This window comes from Alcaligenes ammonioxydans, assembly GCF_019343455.1.
GTDB classification, from domain to species: domain Bacteria; phylum Pseudomonadota; class Gammaproteobacteria; order Burkholderiales; family Burkholderiaceae_B; genus Alcaligenes; species Alcaligenes ammonioxydans.
The window spans coordinates 486,205-502,923 of record NZ_CP049362.1; the positions used below are offsets into that span (position 1 = coordinate 486,205).

Here is a 16,719-nt window from a genome sequence, read left to right on the forward strand (position 1 = left end):
CCCTAGCCCCAACTGGTTCAAACCAAAAGATGATACCCCTGTCATTTTGCCCAAGCGCCACGGGCCCAAGAACCCCGACTGAGCTTCTGGGCTAGCCCTTGACTGGATAAACGCAGCCTAGGGGGGCTGTAGGGCAAGGGGCAGGGTGACATTCCAAGCCGTGGCTGCACAGATAAGGCGAAATGCTGGAGCCTTCACTGTGCCGCTGTGGCCTGGCGTGTCGGTTGGCGGGCCTTGTTTCGTCGCCCCAAGTAAGCCTGGGCGTGAAATAATCTCTTGAAAAAACAGACATATTGCCGGGTTTGCGTGCAAACTTCCGGGAAAGTGTCATGTCACATACAACGATGAGACAGTCAGACCTTTCTGTGGTGCCAAGAAAGGGGCTGGAGTTGACCGCTATGCAGGGCCTGTGCGGCCATACTTGAAAGGGCAGCAATGAGCAGCAAAACCATTATCATCCGCCAGACCGGCACGCAGTTTGACGCTCAGGAAGGGCAAAACATTCTGCAGGCAGCGTTGGAGAACGGGATCGTCTATCCCTACGGCTGTCGTCAGGGCCGCTGCGGTGGCTGCAAGACCCGTTTGGTGCAGGGACAGGTGGACCTGCTGGATTACTCCCGTTTTGCCCTGACGGAAGCTCAAAGCGCGCGCGGCTTGATTCTGGCTTGCCGGGCCATCCCACGCAGCGATGTCACGCTGGACTGGATAGGGACCGATGACGTCCGGGGACGGGTCCCCCTGCGTCAGGTCGAGGGCACAGTCGTCACGCTGGAGGCGTTGACCCACGATATACGGCGTGTTCGCATTCGACTGGCCGACGAGCAGCCCCTGATGTTTTTTGCCGGTCAATATGCTGATATCAAGTTCGGGCAGGCGCCAGCGCGTAGTTACTGCATGGCTAATCGACCGGGGGAGGCGGAGCTGGAGTTTCATATCCGTCGTGTCCCCGGCGGGGTGGCCTCTGCGTATGTGCATACCGTGCTTGAGCCTGGCGAGCGGGTGACGCTGGAATTGCCCAAGGGAACGTCGTATTTGCGTGAGGGGCATGGTGGGCCCATGCTATGTATCGCAGGGGGAGCAGGTCTGGCTCCCATTAAATCGATTGTGGAGACAGCGCTGGCCAGTGGCATGAGCCAGGCGATTCATGTGTATTTTGGTGTCCGTGAAGGGCGGGATTTGTACGGGCTTGAGGAGTTCCGAGCCTTGGCGCGCGACTATCCCACGCTGCTTTTCACACCGGTCGTCTCGGGGATACCGGTCGCACACTGTAGTCGGGGCCTGGTGACCGATATTGCAGGCAGTGAACAAGCGGATTTGCGGGGTTGGAAGGTCTATGTGGCGGGCTCCCCGACGCTGGTCGACGCTACCATTGGCATGGCGCTCAAGCGTGGCCTGAAGATTCAGGATCTGCATGCGCAAATCTATGTGACCCCCTAGGAGATTTGCGTGTGAACCCGAGCATGGCGTTTCGTCTCGCAAGAGGAGGGAGGAACGCTATGATTCAAGCCTGGGCTTAACCTTCACTGTTGTAAAACCGTATTTTTCAAACCGATCATCATGTCCTATGTGCTTGCTGGCCTGACGCTGCGCCCCTTGAGTGAAACCGAATTGCATTGGGTGTGGTCCATTGATCGCAGCGAGCAAATTGAGGCCTTGTATGAATGGCGCGAAGGCGTGCTGCACAAACAAGAGGTGGCGATAGATCTGCGTGGCTGGCCAGAAGGTGATCCCGAGAAATACCATCCGGAACACGAGGAGGCCTTTCATCGCGGTGCCTGGGTTATGGGGGGCTTCAAGGATGACCGTCTGGTGGCCGCGGTGGGTTTGGACCGTTTGCCTCTGGGCCCGCAAGGCGATTGGCGTCAGCTTTTCTTCCTGCATGTCAGCCAGGCGCTGCGTGGGCAAGGCATGGGGGCCTGCTTGTTGGATCAGGCCAAGAAACAGGCGATCCTGTGGGGGGCGAAGGCGGTCTATGTCTCGGCCACGCCTTCAGTCAATACCGTGGACTTTTATAGGGCGCAGGGCTTTGTGATCGCACCCGAGCCGGACCCACGTTTGTTTGCGCTGGACCCCGAGGATATCCACCTGCTTTGCCATCTGGCTACCTGACGGAGCTCGACGGCGCGACCCCCGCCATCAAGCCCCGGCACACTCCTTCAGATAACCACGTTATAAGCAGCACGAACGCGTGTGCTGACTATAGCGCCACGTCCCGTGGGAGTGAGGCCTTCCAGAAGCGGGCATTTAGTCGTGTTTGCCGGCGCAGCATGCACTCCACCATTTACGGCGCGACGTATGACCGATACCGGGGTTGAACGTGTTGGTAGGGTCCAGTTCGCGGTAGAAACCCGCCAGTGCAGGTTTGGCGACGTACAGGTGGCCCACATTGTGCTCGGCTGGGTATTCAGCCTGACGCTCATCCAGTAGTTTCCACATACGGTGTTCCATCTCCAGAGGCGCCACGCCTTTTTTGATGATGTAGTCCTGATGGAACACGTGGCACAGGAAATGACCGTAATAGAGTTTGTGGACGATATCTTTCTCCATATCGTCGGGCAGTTGCTCTACCCATTCCCGGTCGTTGCGGCGCAAGGCAATATCCAGCGCCACAATGTCCTCCACGCTGTTGGGATGGGATTCGCGGTAGCGGATGGCGGCACCGGCGATCGCAAAGCGGTGCAAAAAGGCTTTGCGGCCTTCTTCGGCATCACATTCAAAATACGCGCCCTGCGTGCTGTCGCCAAATTGTTGCTGTAGATAATCGCGGGTGGCCTGGGCGGTGTCGTTGGAGACGCGTAGCAGCAGATGATGCTCGAAACGGTCACGCCATTGCCGCATCCGTGCGGGCAGGTGACTGGGCAGACGATTCATGACGGCCTGAATCACACGATCGGTGACGCCGCGCCAGCCAAAGCGTTCAAAAAAGCCGTCGATACGACTTTTCATCGCAAAGGCGGAGGGCACTTTGGCAGTCCCAAAGCGGTCGATGAGCAGGAACGTATCTTTACCGTACTGCTCACCAATATCGTAAGCGGTGCGATGGATGTATTCGCCCGCAATGGGCAGGCGTGGCAACTGGGTCAGCAGGTGTCGGCGGACAGCCGTCAGCTCATCCGGCTCATTGGTGCCAATGTAGAACACCGTACTGGCTTCTTTGGGAAAGGTATCCAGACGCACGGCAAAAATGCACAGCTTGCCCGCTGAGCCCGAGGCTTCGTACAGGCGGGAGGGGTCAGCATTGAAACGGGCAGGAGTTTGGGCATCCACGTCGCGTACGTCGTCGGCGTAACGGGGATCGCTGGCCTTGCGTTGCGGATCGTTGAGGATGTCGGCAGCACGGTAGTTGCCCTGTTCCAGGCGGCTCAGGATTTCTTCGGGCGTGTCGCCCAGATGGATACCCAGGTGATTGACCAGTTGCAGACTGCCATCGTCCCGCACTTGGGCGTACAGGGTCAATTCCGTGTAGGCGGGTCCACGGCGTACCAAGGCACCGCCGGAGTTGTTGCAGACCCCGCCCAGCACAGAGGCGCCAATACAGGAGGAACCAATGACCGAATGGGGCTCGCGCCCCAGGGGGGCCAGTGTCTGTTCCAGACGATCCAGCGTGGCACCGGGCAGGCACACAACCTGTTCGCCATCGTTAATGACCTGTATACCTTGCAGGCGCATGGTGTTCATCAGCACGATGTCGCGGTCGTAGTCGTCGCCGTCGGGGGTGGAGCCCCCGGTCAGGCCCGTGTTGGCCGCCTGCATGATCACGATGCAGTCCGCGGCGACGGCTGCTTGCAGGCTGCGCCACTGCTCCAGCAGCGTTCCGGGCCGAACCACGGCCAGTACCTTGCCTTCACCTGTGCGGTGGCCCTTGCGATAGCGGCGCGTGCTGCGATCGTCGGTCAGGACGTGTGCCTGGCCGACAATAGAGCGCAGTTGCTGCAGCAGATCCGTGCGGATGGAGGAAGCGGTCATTCTCAAGGCTCCCGGACAAGCAGCTCGGAGGTGATCTGAGAGATGCTGCTGACGCTGGTCAGCGTCATGGCGACGCGGATTTCTTTTTCAATCAGGCCCAGCAGGTGGTCGACGCCGGATTGTCCGGCGGCGGCCAGTGCATAAATGTAGGCGCGTCCCAGCATGGCGGCATCGGCACCCAGGGCAATCATGCGCACTACGTCCAGACCACTGCGGATACCGGAGTCCGCCAGAATCTTGATCTGGCCTTTGACAGCATCGGCAATGGCCGGCAGGGCGCGGGCCGAGGACAGGACGCCGTCAAGCTGGCGGCCACCGTGGTTCGAGACGATGATTCCATCCGCTCCAAAGCGCACGGCGTCGCGGGCATCATCCGGGTCCAGGATGCCTTTGATCAGCATGGGGCCTTTCCAGAATTCACGGATCCACTCCAGGTCCTTCCAGGAGATGGATGGGTCAAAGTTGGCGCCCAAGTAACCCATATAGTCTTCCAGGCCCGTGGGTTTGCCCAGGTAACGCGAGATATTGCCCAAATCGTGCGGACGACCCAGCAAACCTACATCCCAGGCCCAGCGCGGATGCATGACGGCCTGAGCGTAGCGGCGCAGGGCGGCGTTGGGGCCGCTCATGCCCGAGTGTGCGTCACGGTAGCGCGCGCCGGGTACGGGCATATCCACGGTAAAGACCAAGGTGCTGCAACCGGCAGCCTGGGCGCGTTCCAGTGCATTGCGCATGAAGCCACGGTCTTTCAGCACGTAGAGCTGAAACCACATGGGTCGGCTAAGACGAGGCGCCACTTCTTCGATCGGGCACACGGATACGCTGGACATGGTAAAGGGAATACCGCGTGCATCGGCGGCCCGGGCAGCCTGAACTTCTCCCCGGCGTGCGTACATACCCGTCAGTCCGACCGGAGACAGAGCCACCGGCATGGACAATTTTTCGCCAAACAGATCAATGCTGGTGTCCAGCTGGCTCATGTCTTTGAGGACGCGCTGGCGTAGGGCGACCTCCGCCAGATCGTCCACATTGCGGCGCAGGGTGTGCTCGGCATAGGCGCCGCCATCGATGTAGTGGAACAAAAAGGGAGGCAGCCGTTTTTGGGCGGCACGCCGGTAGTCGGTCGAGGAGGAAATAATCATGGCAAGATGGGGTCGGGTAAGACGGAGGGAGAGGTCTGCAAGCGCGCGGCACGTTCGCGGCGGGCGAGGTTTTCGTCCGCCTGAAGAAGCGTGTTGCGTACGTAGCCTAGATGTTCGTTCACGACATGGCGCGCATGGGCCGCGTCGCCATCGATAATGGCCTTGACCAGGGCTTCGTGCTGGGCGGTCAGGTGGGTGAGGGTTTCGGGACTGTCATGGACGAACATGATGATGTCGCGGTTTTGTGTCACGCTGCTCAGCACCAGATCGAACAGTCCGCGCATGACCTGAACCAGAACCAGATTGTGCGAGGCTTCGGCGACGGCCAGATGGAATTGGGCATCGGCCCGGGCCGACAGATCGGTATCGCCGCTTTGCTGGTAGCGGATCATCTGCTCAAAACATTGCAGGATCTTGCTCTTGTCCTCGGGCGAGGCGCGCAAGGCAGCGTGCCAGGTCGTGCTGCTCTCCAGTGCGATACGGGCTTCCAGTACGTCGTATCGGTATTGCGGATCGGACAGCATCAAGGCGGCCAGCGGGTCCACCGAACGCTGGGTCCACTGCGGCGTTTGAGAGGTCAGGTAAGTACCTGATCCGACCTGACTGCGCAAAATGCCTTGGCTGGTCAGTTGCTGAATGGCCTCGCGCAAGGAGGCGCGAGATACGTTCAATTGGGCTGCCAACGTGCGTTCGGCGGGCAAACGTTGCCCCGCTTTGAAATCGCTGGACTGAATGAGCGCCAGCAATTGTTGGGCAACGTGATCAGAGAGGCGCATAGTTCTTGAGGTACCGAAAAGATAAATCTGCAAGGCACGAGTCTACGGCCTTGCAGATGAAGGATGAGGGCGGGCCCTTAGGGGATCATCCAAGGTAACACATAGGCTTGCAGGGTGGTCAGCAGGCCAATCAGAACGGCGAAGATCAGGCTGTGTTTGACGGTGAAGCGGAACAGGTCGGACTCCTTGCCAGCCAGGCCGACGGCGGCGCAGGCAATGGCAATGGACTGGGGAGAAATCATCTTGCCGGTCACGCCACCCGTGGTATTGGCCGCAACCATCAGCACTTCAGGCAAACCCAGTTGCTGGGCCGTGGTGGCTTGCAAAGCACCAAACAGGGCGTTGGCCGAGGTATCGGAACCGGTCAGAAACACGCCAATCCAGCCCAGGAAAGGGGAGAAGAAGGTGAAGGCTTTGCCGGTGTGGGCCAGGGCCAGGGCCAAAGTAGCCGACAAGCCGGAATAGTTGGCGATAAAAGCAAAGGCCAGCACCATGCCGATCGAGTAAATGGGAACGGCCAGTTCCTTGAAGGTTTCACCCAGTGTTTCCACTGCTTTGGCGGGCTTCATGCGCAGAAAAAGAATGGTCAGCAAGGCGGCAATCAAAATGGCTGTGCCGGTAGCCGAGAGCCAGTTAAAGGCATAGACCGCGCCATAAGGAGTAGCCGAGGCGACGACGGGAGGGGCTTTTTCGACCAGATTGTGCAGGAAAGGCACAGGAATGTTCACAATGGTCGAGGCCAGCGGACCGTTGGCGGCAAACAGTACTTTAAAAGGCTGCACGCTCCAGATCGTGACCATGACGGTCAGGATGATGAAGGGCGACCAGGCTTTGATGATGCGACCGGTGGTCAGCGGCAGAGTAGCTTGTTGGGCCACATCGCTCTGGACCGGTGTAGCTTCTTGCTCGTCAAAGCGGAAGATGCGCTTGGGCTGCCATACCTTCAGGAACAAGGTCAGGGCTACCAGGGAAACCAGGGCCGAGGTAATGTCGGGCAGTTCGGGGCCAATGTAGTTGGCCGTCAGGAACTGCACCAAGGCAAAGGAGCCGCCGCCGACCAGCACGGCAGGCCAGGTTTCTTTGATGCCGCGCCAGCCGTCCATGATGGCCATCAGCCAGAACAGCACAATGATGGTCATAAAGGGCAGTTGGCGACCGGCCATTTGTCCAATATGGAAGGGATCAATGCCCGAGACCTGGCCAGCCACAATGATGGGAATGCCCATGGCGCCAAAGGCTACGGGAGCCGTATTGGCAATCAGACAAAGACCAGCAGCGTACAAGGGGCGGAAACCCAGACCGGCCAACAGGGCTGCGGTAATGGCGACGGGAGCGCCGAAGCCGGCCGCGCCTTCCAGAAACGCCCCGAAGCAAAAACCGACCAGAATCAGCTGCAGGCGCTGGTCAGGGGTGATGGACAGGATAGAGGCACGAATAATGTCGAACTGTCCGGTTTTTACCGAAATCTTGTACAGGAATACGGCTGCCACAATGATCCACGCGATGGGCCACAGTCCGTAAAAAAAGCCATAGACCACCGAAGCGAAGGCGGTGGAGACGGGCATGCGATAGAAAAACAGGGCTACGCCCAGTGCCAGCAGCACGGTAATGGTGCCTGCCTGATAGCCCTTCATGCGCAACTTGGTCAGGGCCAGGAAAAAAAAGATGATGGGAATAAGGGCGATCAGGGCCGACAGCCAGATATTGCCGGTGGGATCGTATTGCTGCAGCCACGCTTGTTGCATGTTCTTCTATCTCCGCAGGAGCAAAGGGGGGGGGCGCTTGTAGAGGAAGCGTACCAGTAGGTCGCCAAATTGGTCTGACCATTAAAGATGTGGTCAAGAGTAGAACGCATTGTATCCAAAGGGTAATTTGATTGAACGTCAGTGTTTACCCTAATAATTTAAAACTCAATGTCTTTTTCTATCAATAATTGGTCTGACCAATTTAAGGGCGGCAGTGGTGTGTGAAGGAGGTCAACGCTAGCGTTCCTAGCGTGGCTTCATAGGGGAAAAAGGGCGTTTTGTGCAGAAGAAGACACTGGTCGCCATACTGGACTACCAGGGACACTATCGTCTGTTTGCGTTGGGAGGGGCCGGAGTCTGCGTGTCCTTTTGACCGTGGCTAATACGTGTTTTCCCGTCTAGTGGGAGTGGGGTTTTGATATGACAATGTTTTTATTGTCATAACAATAACGACGGAACAGGAGCCAGTCAGTGAAAGACCCACATTGTCATTCCAGCAGCATCTTGGTGGAGCGCCCGGCACAGGTCGCTTTTGAAATCATGTCCGATGGCCTCCTGCAAGGTCAGTGGGCTTGGGGCAGTGCGAATCGTAGCGAAGTGGAACCGGGCTTGTTCAAGGGAACCTCGGTCTTTAGCGGTCAGGAAACCTATGTGCGTCTGAATGTGGATGCAGCGCGTTTGCAGGTGGATTACGACGTGGGGGCCAGCAAAGAGGCGATGCAGTTTCGCAATATGTCGCGTGTCATTCCCGGCGAGGTGCTCAAGCTGGGGGCGGATAAATGTGTAGTGAGCTTGCTCACCTGGCGCCTGGCCACGCAAAGCGATGCCGCCTGGGAGCAGATCTGTTGCGTCCACGAAGCCGAGATGTTTCTGATTAAAGGGCTCTTGGAGCGCGAGTAACAAGGTGCTTTGCAGGCAGGGAAAGCCAGGAGAGACGGCTGAACACAGCAGGGTGAATACCGCAGGTGGGTGGGGCCAGCCGCACATGGCCATCAATGGGGATGAAATTACGCAGTGAGTACAAAACCGCTCTACGAACAGCTTGCTGACAAGCTGACCCGCTATATCCAGGACGGTCGTTTAAAGCCGGGCGACCGTTTGCCCACGGAAGCCGAGCTGGGGGAAATGTTTGGTGTCAGCCGCATTACGGTACGGCAGGGTCTGGCAATCCTGACCCGTAATGGCCTGATCGAGCGCTTTCCCAGCCGTGGCTCCTTTGTGCTGGAGCGCAAGAATACAGGTTCCTGGGAGCTGAACTCCCTCAATGATCTGGTCCAGCTGGGCAAGGACACCAGTACCAAGGTTGCCCGGTGGGAATTGGTCGCCCCTCCGGCGGAGATTGCCGAATTCTTTGCGTCCGACGAGCCGGTGTATAAGCTGCAAGCGGTGCGCTACAAGTCTGCCGTGCCGCTTTATTTTGCAGAAAACTACGTGCTGCGCTCGATTGGCGAACGTCTTGGGCAACAGGATCTGGAAACCCGCACCATGGTGGAGATGCTGACCTCTGTGCTGAATGTGCCCATCAAGCATGCGCAAGAAGAGATCAGCATGGCCGATGCCTCAGCGGAGATGGCCAAGCAGTTGTGGATCAAGGAAAACCAGGCAGTGATCGTGCAGCGTATCGACTTGTTCGATGTCGATGACAAACCGGTACAAAGTGGCAAGGGCTGGTGGCGCAGCGAGCATTTCAAACGCCGCTTCACGCTCAATTACCTCTGAGTGCAAGCGTTGGCCTTATGCCAGCCCGTGCCGCGAAGGCGGTTACACCGGCAAGCGTTGCCCCTTGGCTTTGATGCAGGACAGCACAATCTGTGAATGGATTTTGGTGACACCGCGCAGGGTATTGAGCTTGTGAACGACAAAGTTGGAGAAAGTCTCGAAATTGCGCGTGCGGATGTGCAGCATGTAGTTGGCCTGACCCGTCACGATGTAGGCATGCAGGACTTCATCCATGGTGGCCAGTGCTTTGCTCAGGTACTGGTGTTCGCTTTCATTGAGCTGGGCGATATTCACTTCTACAAAGGCTTCAATGGCAAAACCCAGTTTGCTGGCGCTCAAGTTGGCGCTGTAGTTTTCAATGAGTCCTTCCTGCTCCAGGATTTTCACGCGTCGGTGGCAGGAGGAAGGGGAAAGGGCCACCAGATCAGCCAGTTCTTGGTTGCTGAGTCTGCCGTTATCCTGCAAAAGACGCAGGATTTTAAGGTCTGTCTCGTCTAGTCTCATGTTTTAGAATTATCTTCGAAAAGAGTTTTTAAAAAACGATTTTTCTTCCAAATTTAATCACAATGTTCGTCACTTTGGAATAATTTGCCAGAGCCTCGATGCTAGACTAAATGACGTAAAAAGCAGAATCGAGGAGCATGAACATGATTACCTTGCAGCAATGCGAGCAGTGGGATCAGGCCGACGAACTGGCTGGCTTCAAAGCCAGGTTTGATCTGCCACCCAACACGATTTATCTGGATGGAAATTCCTTGGGCGCCATGCCCCGACACGCGATGGAGCGTGCGCAGCAAGTGATTGCCCAGGAATGGCGTACCGACTTGATCAACAGCTGGAACAAGGCAGGCTGGTGGACCTTGCCTGTGCGCCTGGGCGATCAGATGTCTTCGCTGATCGGTGCTGGTCAGGGCGAAACCATCGTGAGTGACAGTACCTCGGCCAATCTGTTCAAGGTTCTGGCTGCGGCTGTCAATTTGCAAAAAGAGCGTCATCCGCAAAAGAAAGTCATCCTGGCCGAGCGCGACTCTTTTCCAACGGATCTGTACATCATTGAAGGGTTTAACGCCTTTTTTGGTAAAGACTATAGGCTGGAACTGATTGATGAGCCGGCCGACCTGAAAACCGCCATCAATGACGAAACTGCCGTGGTGGTCTTGTCCCATGTGAATTATCGTACCGGCTATCTGCACGATATGCAGGCCACTAACCGTCTGGCACATGAGCACCATGCGCTGGTGATCTGGGACTTGTGCCACTCGGCGGGCGCCTTGCCCATCGAGCTCAAAGCCAGCGGCTCTGATTTTGCCATTGGCTGCACCTACAAGTATCTGAACGCCGGTCCTGGCGCACCGGCCCTGTTGTGGGTGAATCCCGAGCTGCTTGACAAGATCAGTCAGCCTTTGTCGGGTTGGTGGGGGCACAAGCATCCTTTTGCCATGAGCCCCTCTTATGAGGCGGCCAGCGGAATCGAGCGTTTCTTGTGCGGTACCCAGCCTATTGTGTCCCTGAGCCTGGTTGCCTGTGGCGTGGACGTTTTCTTGCAAACCGATTTGCAGGCCGTGCGTCGTAAATCCCTGGCCTTGACTGACCTGTTCATCCGTCTGGTCGAGCAGGAATGTGCCGAGTTTGGCTTGCGCCTGATCACGCCCCGCGATCATCATTTCCGCGGCAGTCATGTCAGTTTTGCGCATGAGCAAGGTTACGCCGTTGTTCAGGCCCTGATTGCACGGGGTGTGATTGGCGACTATCGCGAACCTGAAGTGATGCGATTTGGCATTACCCCTTTGTATCTGTCTTTTGTGGATATCTGGCAGGCCGTCCAGCATCTCAAGGCGGTGCTGACGGACAGGGAATGGGACAAGCCGGCCTACAAAACCCGCTCCAAGGTGACTTGATCGCACTCATTAAAAAAACAATCATAAGGAGGAGACATGAGCCGATTTGAACAGATTCAATCGCGCGAGGCCGGACTGCACAAGAGGCTGAATGCCCGTCAGATGAGCATGATTGCGATCGGGGGGGCCATTGGTACCGGCCTGTTCCTGGGCAGCAAGTTTGCTATTGGCTTTGCGGGACCCGGGGTGGTGCTGAGCTACGTCATTGGTGGTTTTATTGCCCTGGTGCTGATGGGGTGCCTGGCAGAGATGACGGTAGAGCATCCTACCTCGGGCTCCTTTGGCGCGTATGCCGAGTTTTATATTCATCCGCTGGCCGGTTTTCTGGTGCGCTACAGCTATTGGGCCTGCATTGTGCTGGCTGTCGGCACTGAGGTGACGGCGGTGGCCGACTACATGAAGTTCTGGTTTCCGGAGGTGTCACCGTGGATCTGGATCGTCTTTTTCTCGGCCGTGCTGATTGCGGTCAATGCCTATAGCGTTAAAGCATTCGGCTCGGTGGAGTATTGGTTTGCCCTGATCAAGGTATTTGCCATTATTGCTTTTATCGTCTTGGCCATTGGCATGTTGACGGGTTATTACCAGCCCGCACAGGTGCAGGAAAACCTGTTGGGCCAGGGTGGCTTCATGCCCAATGGCTGGTATGGAGTCTGGGTGGGCGTGATTATTTCCATCTTCAGTTATCTGAGTATCGAGATGATTGCGGTTGCGGCGGGCGAGGCAGAAAACCCTGAGCAGGCGGTGCGCCAGGCGTTCAAGGCAACCATCTGGCGCTTGATCATTTTCTACCTCTTGTCTCTGTCCCTGATTGTGATGCTGGTGCCCTGGCAGGTGCTGATTGCAGATGGCACAAGCAGCCCCTTCATTACGGTGATGCAGTCGGTGGGCATTCCTTATGCAGACAGCATTTTGAATTTCATCGTGATTATTGCTGCTTTGTCGGCCATGAACAGCATGCTCTACATTTCTACACGCATGATGTTCAGCCTGTCGCGTGCGGGGGATGCGCCACTGGTACTGGGTAAGGTGGCACGCAATGGAGTGCCGTTAAATGCCCTGGCTTTGTCGGCCAGCGGGGTGGGTGTGGCGGCCGTGGTGTATGCCTACAATCCGGAAACGGCGTTCCCGGTGATGATTGCCTTGTCCATGTTCGGTGCCCTGTTTACCTGGGGCATGATTTTCCTGACCCATTTGTTTTTCCGCCGCCGCGTGGCGCAGGAAGGGGTGCAGCTGCGTTTCCGGATGCCGGCCTATCCCATCGGCACCTTGCTGGGTCTGATCGGTATTGTGGCGATTCTGATTACCACCTGGTTCATCAATATCTTCCATTACACCCTTTTGTTTGGTGTGCCGTTCTTGCTGACCTTGATCGTGATTTATTTTGTACGCTCAAAAAGCCGGGTCGCGTAACCGTGTAGCCGCATAGCGTGGTCCCGTTCATTCGGGCTCAGTCTGGGGCTTGGCACGAATGAGCGGCAGCATGGCCAGCAAACCGATACAGACAGCAGGACAGAGCCGGTCTCCTTGTGGCACAGTAAACGAGTTGGCCACTTTTTTCTGAGCAGAAAGGGGAGCATATGTGGTTCAAAAACATTCTGAAAGTGTCTGTGCTGGCGGGCAGTCTGGTGATGGCTGGCTCGGCCTGGACAGCGGAAACGGCCGATCAGATCTGGATGGGCGGGCCGGTCTTGACGATGAGTGACAGCCAGACTGCTGCCGAAGCGGTCGCGGTCAAGGAGGGGCGGATTCTGGATGTGGGTACCTTGCAGGCGATGCAAGCCTATAAAGGTCCAAACACCTCTGTGATCGACCTGCAGGGCAAGGCTTTGCTGCCGGGGTTTGTGGATGCGCACAGCCACGCCTTCATGATTGGTGTGCAGGCCATGTCCGCCAATCTGCTATCGCCCCCGGATGGGGCGGTCAAAGACATCGCCAGTTTGCAGGAGACGCTCCGGCAATGGCTGGATGAGCAAGGTAAAACCAGGCAGGTGGGCTTGATCCTGGGCTTTGGGTATGACGACGCCCAACTGGCAGAGCAGCGCCACCCCACGCGACAGGAATTGGATGCAGTGTCCGAGTCCGTGCCGATCATCATCATTCATCAGTCCAGCCACATTGGCGTGCTCAACAGCAAGGCGCTGGAGATGGCGGGCATTTCCGCCCAGACCCCGGATCCGGCAGGCGGTGTCATTCGGCGGGAAGAGGGTAGCACCCAACCCAATGGGGTGCTCGAAGAGATGGCCTTTTTTTCAAGCGTGGCCAGCCAGATGGGCAAACTCACACCCGAGCAGGTTCAGGCCCTGTTTGTGGCCGGGACCGATCTGTTAAAGCGTTACGGCTACACGACCGGACAGGAAGGGCGGGCCACGTCCGATACGGTGCCTTTGATGCAGGCCGCGGCGTCGGCGGGCAAGATCGATATTGATGTCGCTGCCTACGTCGATGTGCTCCAGGACCGGGACTTTATCGCGCGTCATGTATCGCGGCGCTACACCGATGGTTTTCGGGTGGCCGGTGCCAAGCTCACGATTGATGGCTCCCCTCAGGGGTTTACGGCCTATCGCGACCGCCCCTATTACAAGCCACCAGCAGGTTACCGCGCCGATTACCGGGGGTACGCAGCGGTCACGCCCGACCAGGTGTTTGATTCGGTGGACTGGGCCTTCAAGAACGATATACAGCTGCTGACTCACGCGAATGGGGAGGCCGCCTCGGATCTGCTGTTGGCTGCGATTAAAACAGCACGTGAAAAGTATGGTCCCCGGGATCGGCGGGCCGTCTTGATTCACGGGCAGTTTCTGCGCCGGGACCAGATAGTGTCCATAGCAGACCTGGATGTCTTTCCGTCCTTGTTCCCCATGCACACCTTTTATTGGGGAGACTGGCACCGTGACCGTACGGTGGGGCCGGTCAATGCCGACAATATTTCTCCCACTGGCTGGGTGCGTGAGCATGGCTTGATGTTTTCAACCCACCACGATGCGCCCGTGGCCTTCCCGGATTCCATGCGGGTGTTGTCGGCGACCGTCACGCGTCGCACCCGATCGGGCGATATTTTGGGGCCGGATCAGAGGGTAGATGTCATGACGGCCCTGAAGGCAATGACGATCTGGCCGGCTTTCCAGCATTTTGAGGAGAAGGAAAAAGGGTCGATTGAGCCGGGCAAACTGGCGGACTTTGTTGTCCTGTCGCAAGATCCGACAGCGGTCGATCCCGAGCAATTGGCCAGCTTGCGCGTGGTTCAGACCATCAAGCGAGGCAAGCTCATTTATGAACAGGACGATGCATCGGAGACCGAGCAACTCAGCCAGGCGCAGACTGGGCAGATGCTTTCCCGTTTTCTGAATGAGTGGCAACACCAGGCATCTGAAACAGGCGCTGCAGAGCACGCGCATGGGCCTGAGTTGCTGATGGGGGCTCTGTTGCGAGGTTTTGAGTAAGGCCAGTCCGTCACTGACACCAGGCGGCCGGCGCGAATGCTGTCTGGATTGAGCGCCGACATGTTCATATGAACATGTCGGCGTCATAAAACTTTCATCTGAGCGTCACTGAGTCGTCATGTCGCGTTCCTACACTGCCAGGTATTCAAACGAAACCTGTATGCCGTGTTATGAACCTATCCGTCAGGCAAAGCATTATTGTGGATTTGCTCGCCGCCCAGGGGGCGGTGTCCGTTGATGGCCTGGCCGCGTATTTCGGGGTGACGCCCCAGACGATACGGCGCGACCTGAACCACCTGTATGAGGCCGATCTGGTGCGTCGTCGTCATGGCGGCGCCGAGCTGAACGTGGTCGAGCGCAATGCGCCTTTTCAAACGCGCCGCATTACCCACTTGCAAGCCAAGGCCCGTATTGGTCGAGCCGTTGCCAAGCTGATCCCTGCCGGTGCCAGCCTGCTGCTGGGTTTTGGCACCACTCCCGAACAAGTTGCCTTGGCGTTGGCAGATCACCGAGATCTTACGGTGGTGACCAACAACATCAGTGCCGCCTTGGCCCTGTCGCACAATATGAGCCATCGCGTGGTGCTGACGGGGGGCGAGCTGCGACAACCCAATCCTGAAATTCTGGGCCCCGGTGCCGAACGGCTGTTCAACAGCTTCAAGGCAGACTTCGGGGTGTCCGGGGTTGGGGGCTTTGATTCGGATGGTGCCTTGCTGGACTTTGATATGGCCGAGTCCGACTGCCACAAGGCGCTGCGGGGCAATTGCCGGGTGCGGATTCTGGTGCTGGACCATACCAAGTTCGGTCGGCGCGCCCCGGTGCGCAGCGGCTCCTTGGACGATGTGGATATTCTGGTCAGCGATCAGCCCATTCCCGAACCTTACCGCGATCAGATTCCTGCGCGTGTTCAGCTTGTGATTGCGGATGAGGTGCAGGTATGAGCCGCAGCGCGATCGAGTTGCAGGGCATAGTCAAATCCTGGGGCGAGCAGGCTGTGCTCAAGCAGATGGATCTGACCATTCAGGAAGGAAAATTCACGGCCTTGCTGGGCCCATCGGGCTGTGGCAAATCGACCTTGCTGCGCATTATTGCCGGGCTGGAAGCGCCCGATCAGGGCCGTTTGCTGATTAATGGGCACGATGCCACCCATATGGAACCCGCCAAGCGCGGCTTGAGCATGGTGTTCCAGTCCTACGCCCTGTTTCCCCATTTAAATGTGGCCGACAACATCTTGTTCGGCTTGCAGGTGCGCCGTGCGGACCGCCGGCAGCAACAAGAGCGTCTGCGCGAGGCCTTGGCCCTGACCAATCTGGAAGGGCTGCAAGAGCGCAGACCCGGCCAGCTCTCGGGAGGGCAGCGACAGCGGGTGGCCCTGGCGCGCAGCATTGTCTCAGGGCATCGCATTTGCTTGATGGACGAGCCCTTGTCGAATCTGGACGCCAAGCTGCGTCACACCGTGCGCCACGAAATTCGCTCCCTGCAACAGCGTCTCGGACTGACAGTGGTCTATGTCACTCACGACCAGACCGAGGCGATGGGGATGGCGGATCACGTGGTGTTGCTCAATGCCGGGCGTATTGAACAGCAGGGCCGTGCCCAGGACCTGTATGGCCAGCCTATGAGTGTCTTTACCGCCAGTTTCATCGGCAGCCCGCCCATGATGATGATTCACAGTGACCAAGTGCCCCTGGGACTGTGGCCTTCACGTCGGCAGTACGACCAGCCGCATCGTGTACTGGTGGGCGTGCGCCCCGAAAACCTGAACCTGCACGAGGCGGGCGAGCAGTTTGTGGCGGCCACCGTGGTGCATCAGGAATTTCAGGGGGCAGATGCTTATGTGTACGTGCGACTTGATGATGGGCATACCTTGATCGTGCGTGCCCCGCACAGCCACCGTTTCGAGGCGGGTACACGTTGTGGTCTGAGCTGGCATCCCGCTGACGCTTTTTACTTTAATCACGACAGCGGCGCTCGCCTGCCGACACCGTCTGCCGATGCGCTGACCGCTGCTTCTTTTGCTGTTGTTCCCTAAA

General features: G+C 57.7%; 14 protein-coding genes. 9 read left to right on the forward strand and 5 right to left on the reverse strand.

Going from position 1 to position 16,719, the window contains the following annotated elements; translation table 11 throughout:
* Positions 1-435: 435 nt before the first annotated feature.
* A complete protein-coding gene (locus FE795_RS02185) occupies positions 436-1,437 on the forward strand; it encodes a 2Fe-2S iron-sulfur cluster-binding protein (RefSeq protein WP_003804033.1) in 1,002 nt (333 codons plus the stop codon).
* 120 nt (positions 1,438-1,557) lie between these two features.
* Positions 1,558-2,109, forward strand: coding sequence for a GNAT family N-acetyltransferase (locus tag FE795_RS02190; RefSeq protein WP_219235577.1), 552 nt, complete (start codon positions 1,558-1,560; stop codon positions 2,107-2,109).
* 135 nt (positions 2,110-2,244) lie between these two features.
* Here the strand turns inward: FE795_RS02190 and dld are convergent, their stop codons facing one another.
* The 4 genes from dld to lldP all read right to left on the reverse strand — a co-directional run bounded on the left by dld (position 2,245) and on the right by lldP (position 7,629).
* Complete coding sequence (gene dld / locus FE795_RS02195; protein WP_059318532.1) at positions 2,245-3,966, reverse strand: D-lactate dehydrogenase; 1,722 nt, start codon at positions 3,964-3,966, stop codon at positions 2,245-2,247.
* Positions 3,967-3,968: 2 nt separating this feature from the next.
* Positions 3,969-5,108: an FMN-dependent L-lactate dehydrogenase LldD gene (gene lldD / locus FE795_RS02200; RefSeq protein ID WP_003804027.1), complete on the reverse strand. Its 1,140-nt coding sequence runs from the start codon at positions 5,106-5,108 to the stop codon at positions 3,969-3,971.
* Positions 5,105-5,884 carry a transcriptional regulator LldR gene (lldR, locus tag FE795_RS02205; RefSeq protein WP_059318533.1) on the reverse strand — a complete coding sequence of 260 codons (780 nt, stop codon included), beginning with the start codon at positions 5,882-5,884 and terminating at the stop codon, positions 5,105-5,107. The genes lldD and lldR overlap by 4 nt, the downstream gene beginning before the upstream one ends.
* 77 nt (positions 5,885-5,961) lie before the next feature.
* Positions 5,962-7,629, reverse strand: a complete 1,668-nt coding sequence (gene lldP / locus FE795_RS02210) for an L-lactate permease (RefSeq protein WP_003804023.1) — start codon at positions 7,627-7,629, stop codon at positions 5,962-5,964.
* A gap of 471 nt (positions 7,630-8,100) precedes the next feature.
* Here lldP and FE795_RS02215 point away from each other — a divergent pair, with 471 nt between their 5' ends.
* On the forward strand, positions 8,101-8,529 hold the full coding sequence (locus FE795_RS02215; RefSeq protein WP_059318534.1) for a hypothetical protein: 429 nt from the start codon (positions 8,101-8,103) through the stop codon (positions 8,527-8,529).
* A 114-nt stretch (positions 8,530-8,643) separates the two neighbouring features.
* Positions 8,644-9,348, forward strand: coding sequence for a GntR family transcriptional regulator (locus FE795_RS02220; RefSeq protein WP_219235580.1), 705 nt, complete (start codon positions 8,644-8,646; stop codon positions 9,346-9,348).
* 42 nt (positions 9,349-9,390) lie between these two features.
* On the opposite strand, the gene FE795_RS02225 is transcribed toward FE795_RS02220, so the two are convergent.
* On the reverse strand, positions 9,391-9,852 hold the full coding sequence (locus tag FE795_RS02225; RefSeq protein ID WP_003804018.1) for an Lrp/AsnC family transcriptional regulator: 462 nt from the start codon (positions 9,850-9,852) through the stop codon (positions 9,391-9,393).
* 143 nt (positions 9,853-9,995) lie between these two features.
* Here FE795_RS02225 and kynU point away from each other — a divergent pair, with 143 nt between their 5' ends.
* From kynU to FE795_RS02250, 5 genes are all read left to right on the forward strand, one after another.
* Complete coding sequence (gene kynU / locus FE795_RS02230) at positions 9,996-11,246, forward strand: kynureninase (protein ID WP_219235581.1); 1,251 nt, start codon at positions 9,996-9,998, stop codon at positions 11,244-11,246.
* A 36-nt stretch (positions 11,247-11,282) separates the two neighbouring features.
* Entirely contained in the window at positions 11,283-12,656 is a 1,374-nt protein-coding gene (locus FE795_RS02235) for an amino acid permease (RefSeq protein ID WP_003804014.1), read from the forward strand.
* A 167-nt stretch (positions 12,657-12,823) separates the two neighbouring features.
* The gene (locus FE795_RS02240; protein WP_219235583.1) at positions 12,824-14,686 is read left to right on the forward strand and encodes an amidohydrolase; all 1,863 of its coding nucleotides are present in this window, start codon (positions 12,824-12,826) and stop codon (positions 14,684-14,686) included.
* 170 nt (positions 14,687-14,856) lie between these two features.
* Complete coding sequence (locus tag FE795_RS02245) at positions 14,857-15,627, forward strand: DeoR/GlpR family DNA-binding transcription regulator (RefSeq protein WP_131071251.1); 771 nt, start codon at positions 14,857-14,859, stop codon at positions 15,625-15,627.
* Positions 15,624-16,718, forward strand: coding sequence for an ABC transporter ATP-binding protein (locus FE795_RS02250; RefSeq protein ID WP_131071252.1), 1,095 nt, complete (start codon positions 15,624-15,626; stop codon positions 16,716-16,718). The genes FE795_RS02245 and FE795_RS02250 overlap by 4 nt, the downstream gene beginning before the upstream one ends.
* The last annotated feature ends 1 nt before the right edge of the window (position 16,719 follow it).

Excerpts from the sequence above, each read along its gene's own strand:
- FE795_RS02240 (WP_219235583.1), top strand. The coding sequence starts at position 12,824 with ATGTGGTTCAAAAACATTCTGAAAGTGTCTGTGCTGGCGGGCAGTCTG.
- FE795_RS02190 (WP_219235577.1), top strand. The coding sequence starts at position 1,558 with ATGTCCTATGTGCTTGCTGGCCTGACGCTGCGCCCCTTGAGTGAAACC.
- FE795_RS02245 (WP_131071251.1), top strand. The coding sequence starts at position 14,857 with ATGAACCTATCCGTCAGGCAAAGCATTATTGTGGATTTGCTCGCCGCC.
- kynU (WP_219235581.1), top strand. The coding sequence starts at position 9,996 with ATGATTACCTTGCAGCAATGCGAGCAGTGGGATCAGGCCGACGAACTG.
- FE795_RS02225 (WP_003804018.1), bottom strand. The coding sequence starts at position 9,852 with ATGAGACTAGACGAGACAGACCTTAAAATCCTGCGTCTTTTGCAGGAT.
- lldR (WP_059318533.1), bottom strand. The coding sequence starts at position 5,884 with ATGCGCCTCTCTGATCACGTTGCCCAACAATTGCTGGCGCTCATTCAG.
- FE795_RS02185 (WP_003804033.1), top strand. The coding sequence starts at position 436 with ATGAGCAGCAAAACCATTATCATCCGCCAGACCGGCACGCAGTTTGAC.
- FE795_RS02250 (WP_131071252.1), top strand. The coding sequence starts at position 15,624 with ATGAGCCGCAGCGCGATCGAGTTGCAGGGCATAGTCAAATCCTGGGGC.
- FE795_RS02235 (WP_003804014.1), top strand. The coding sequence starts at position 11,283 with ATGAGCCGATTTGAACAGATTCAATCGCGCGAGGCCGGACTGCACAAG.
- dld (WP_059318532.1), bottom strand. The coding sequence starts at position 3,966 with ATGACCGCTTCCTCCATCCGCACGGATCTGCTGCAGCAACTGCGCTCT.
- lldD (WP_003804027.1), bottom strand. The coding sequence starts at position 5,108 with ATGATTATTTCCTCCTCGACCGACTACCGGCGTGCCGCCCAAAAACGG.
- lldP (WP_003804023.1), bottom strand. The coding sequence starts at position 7,629 with ATGCAACAAGCGTGGCTGCAGCAATACGATCCCACCGGCAATATCTGG.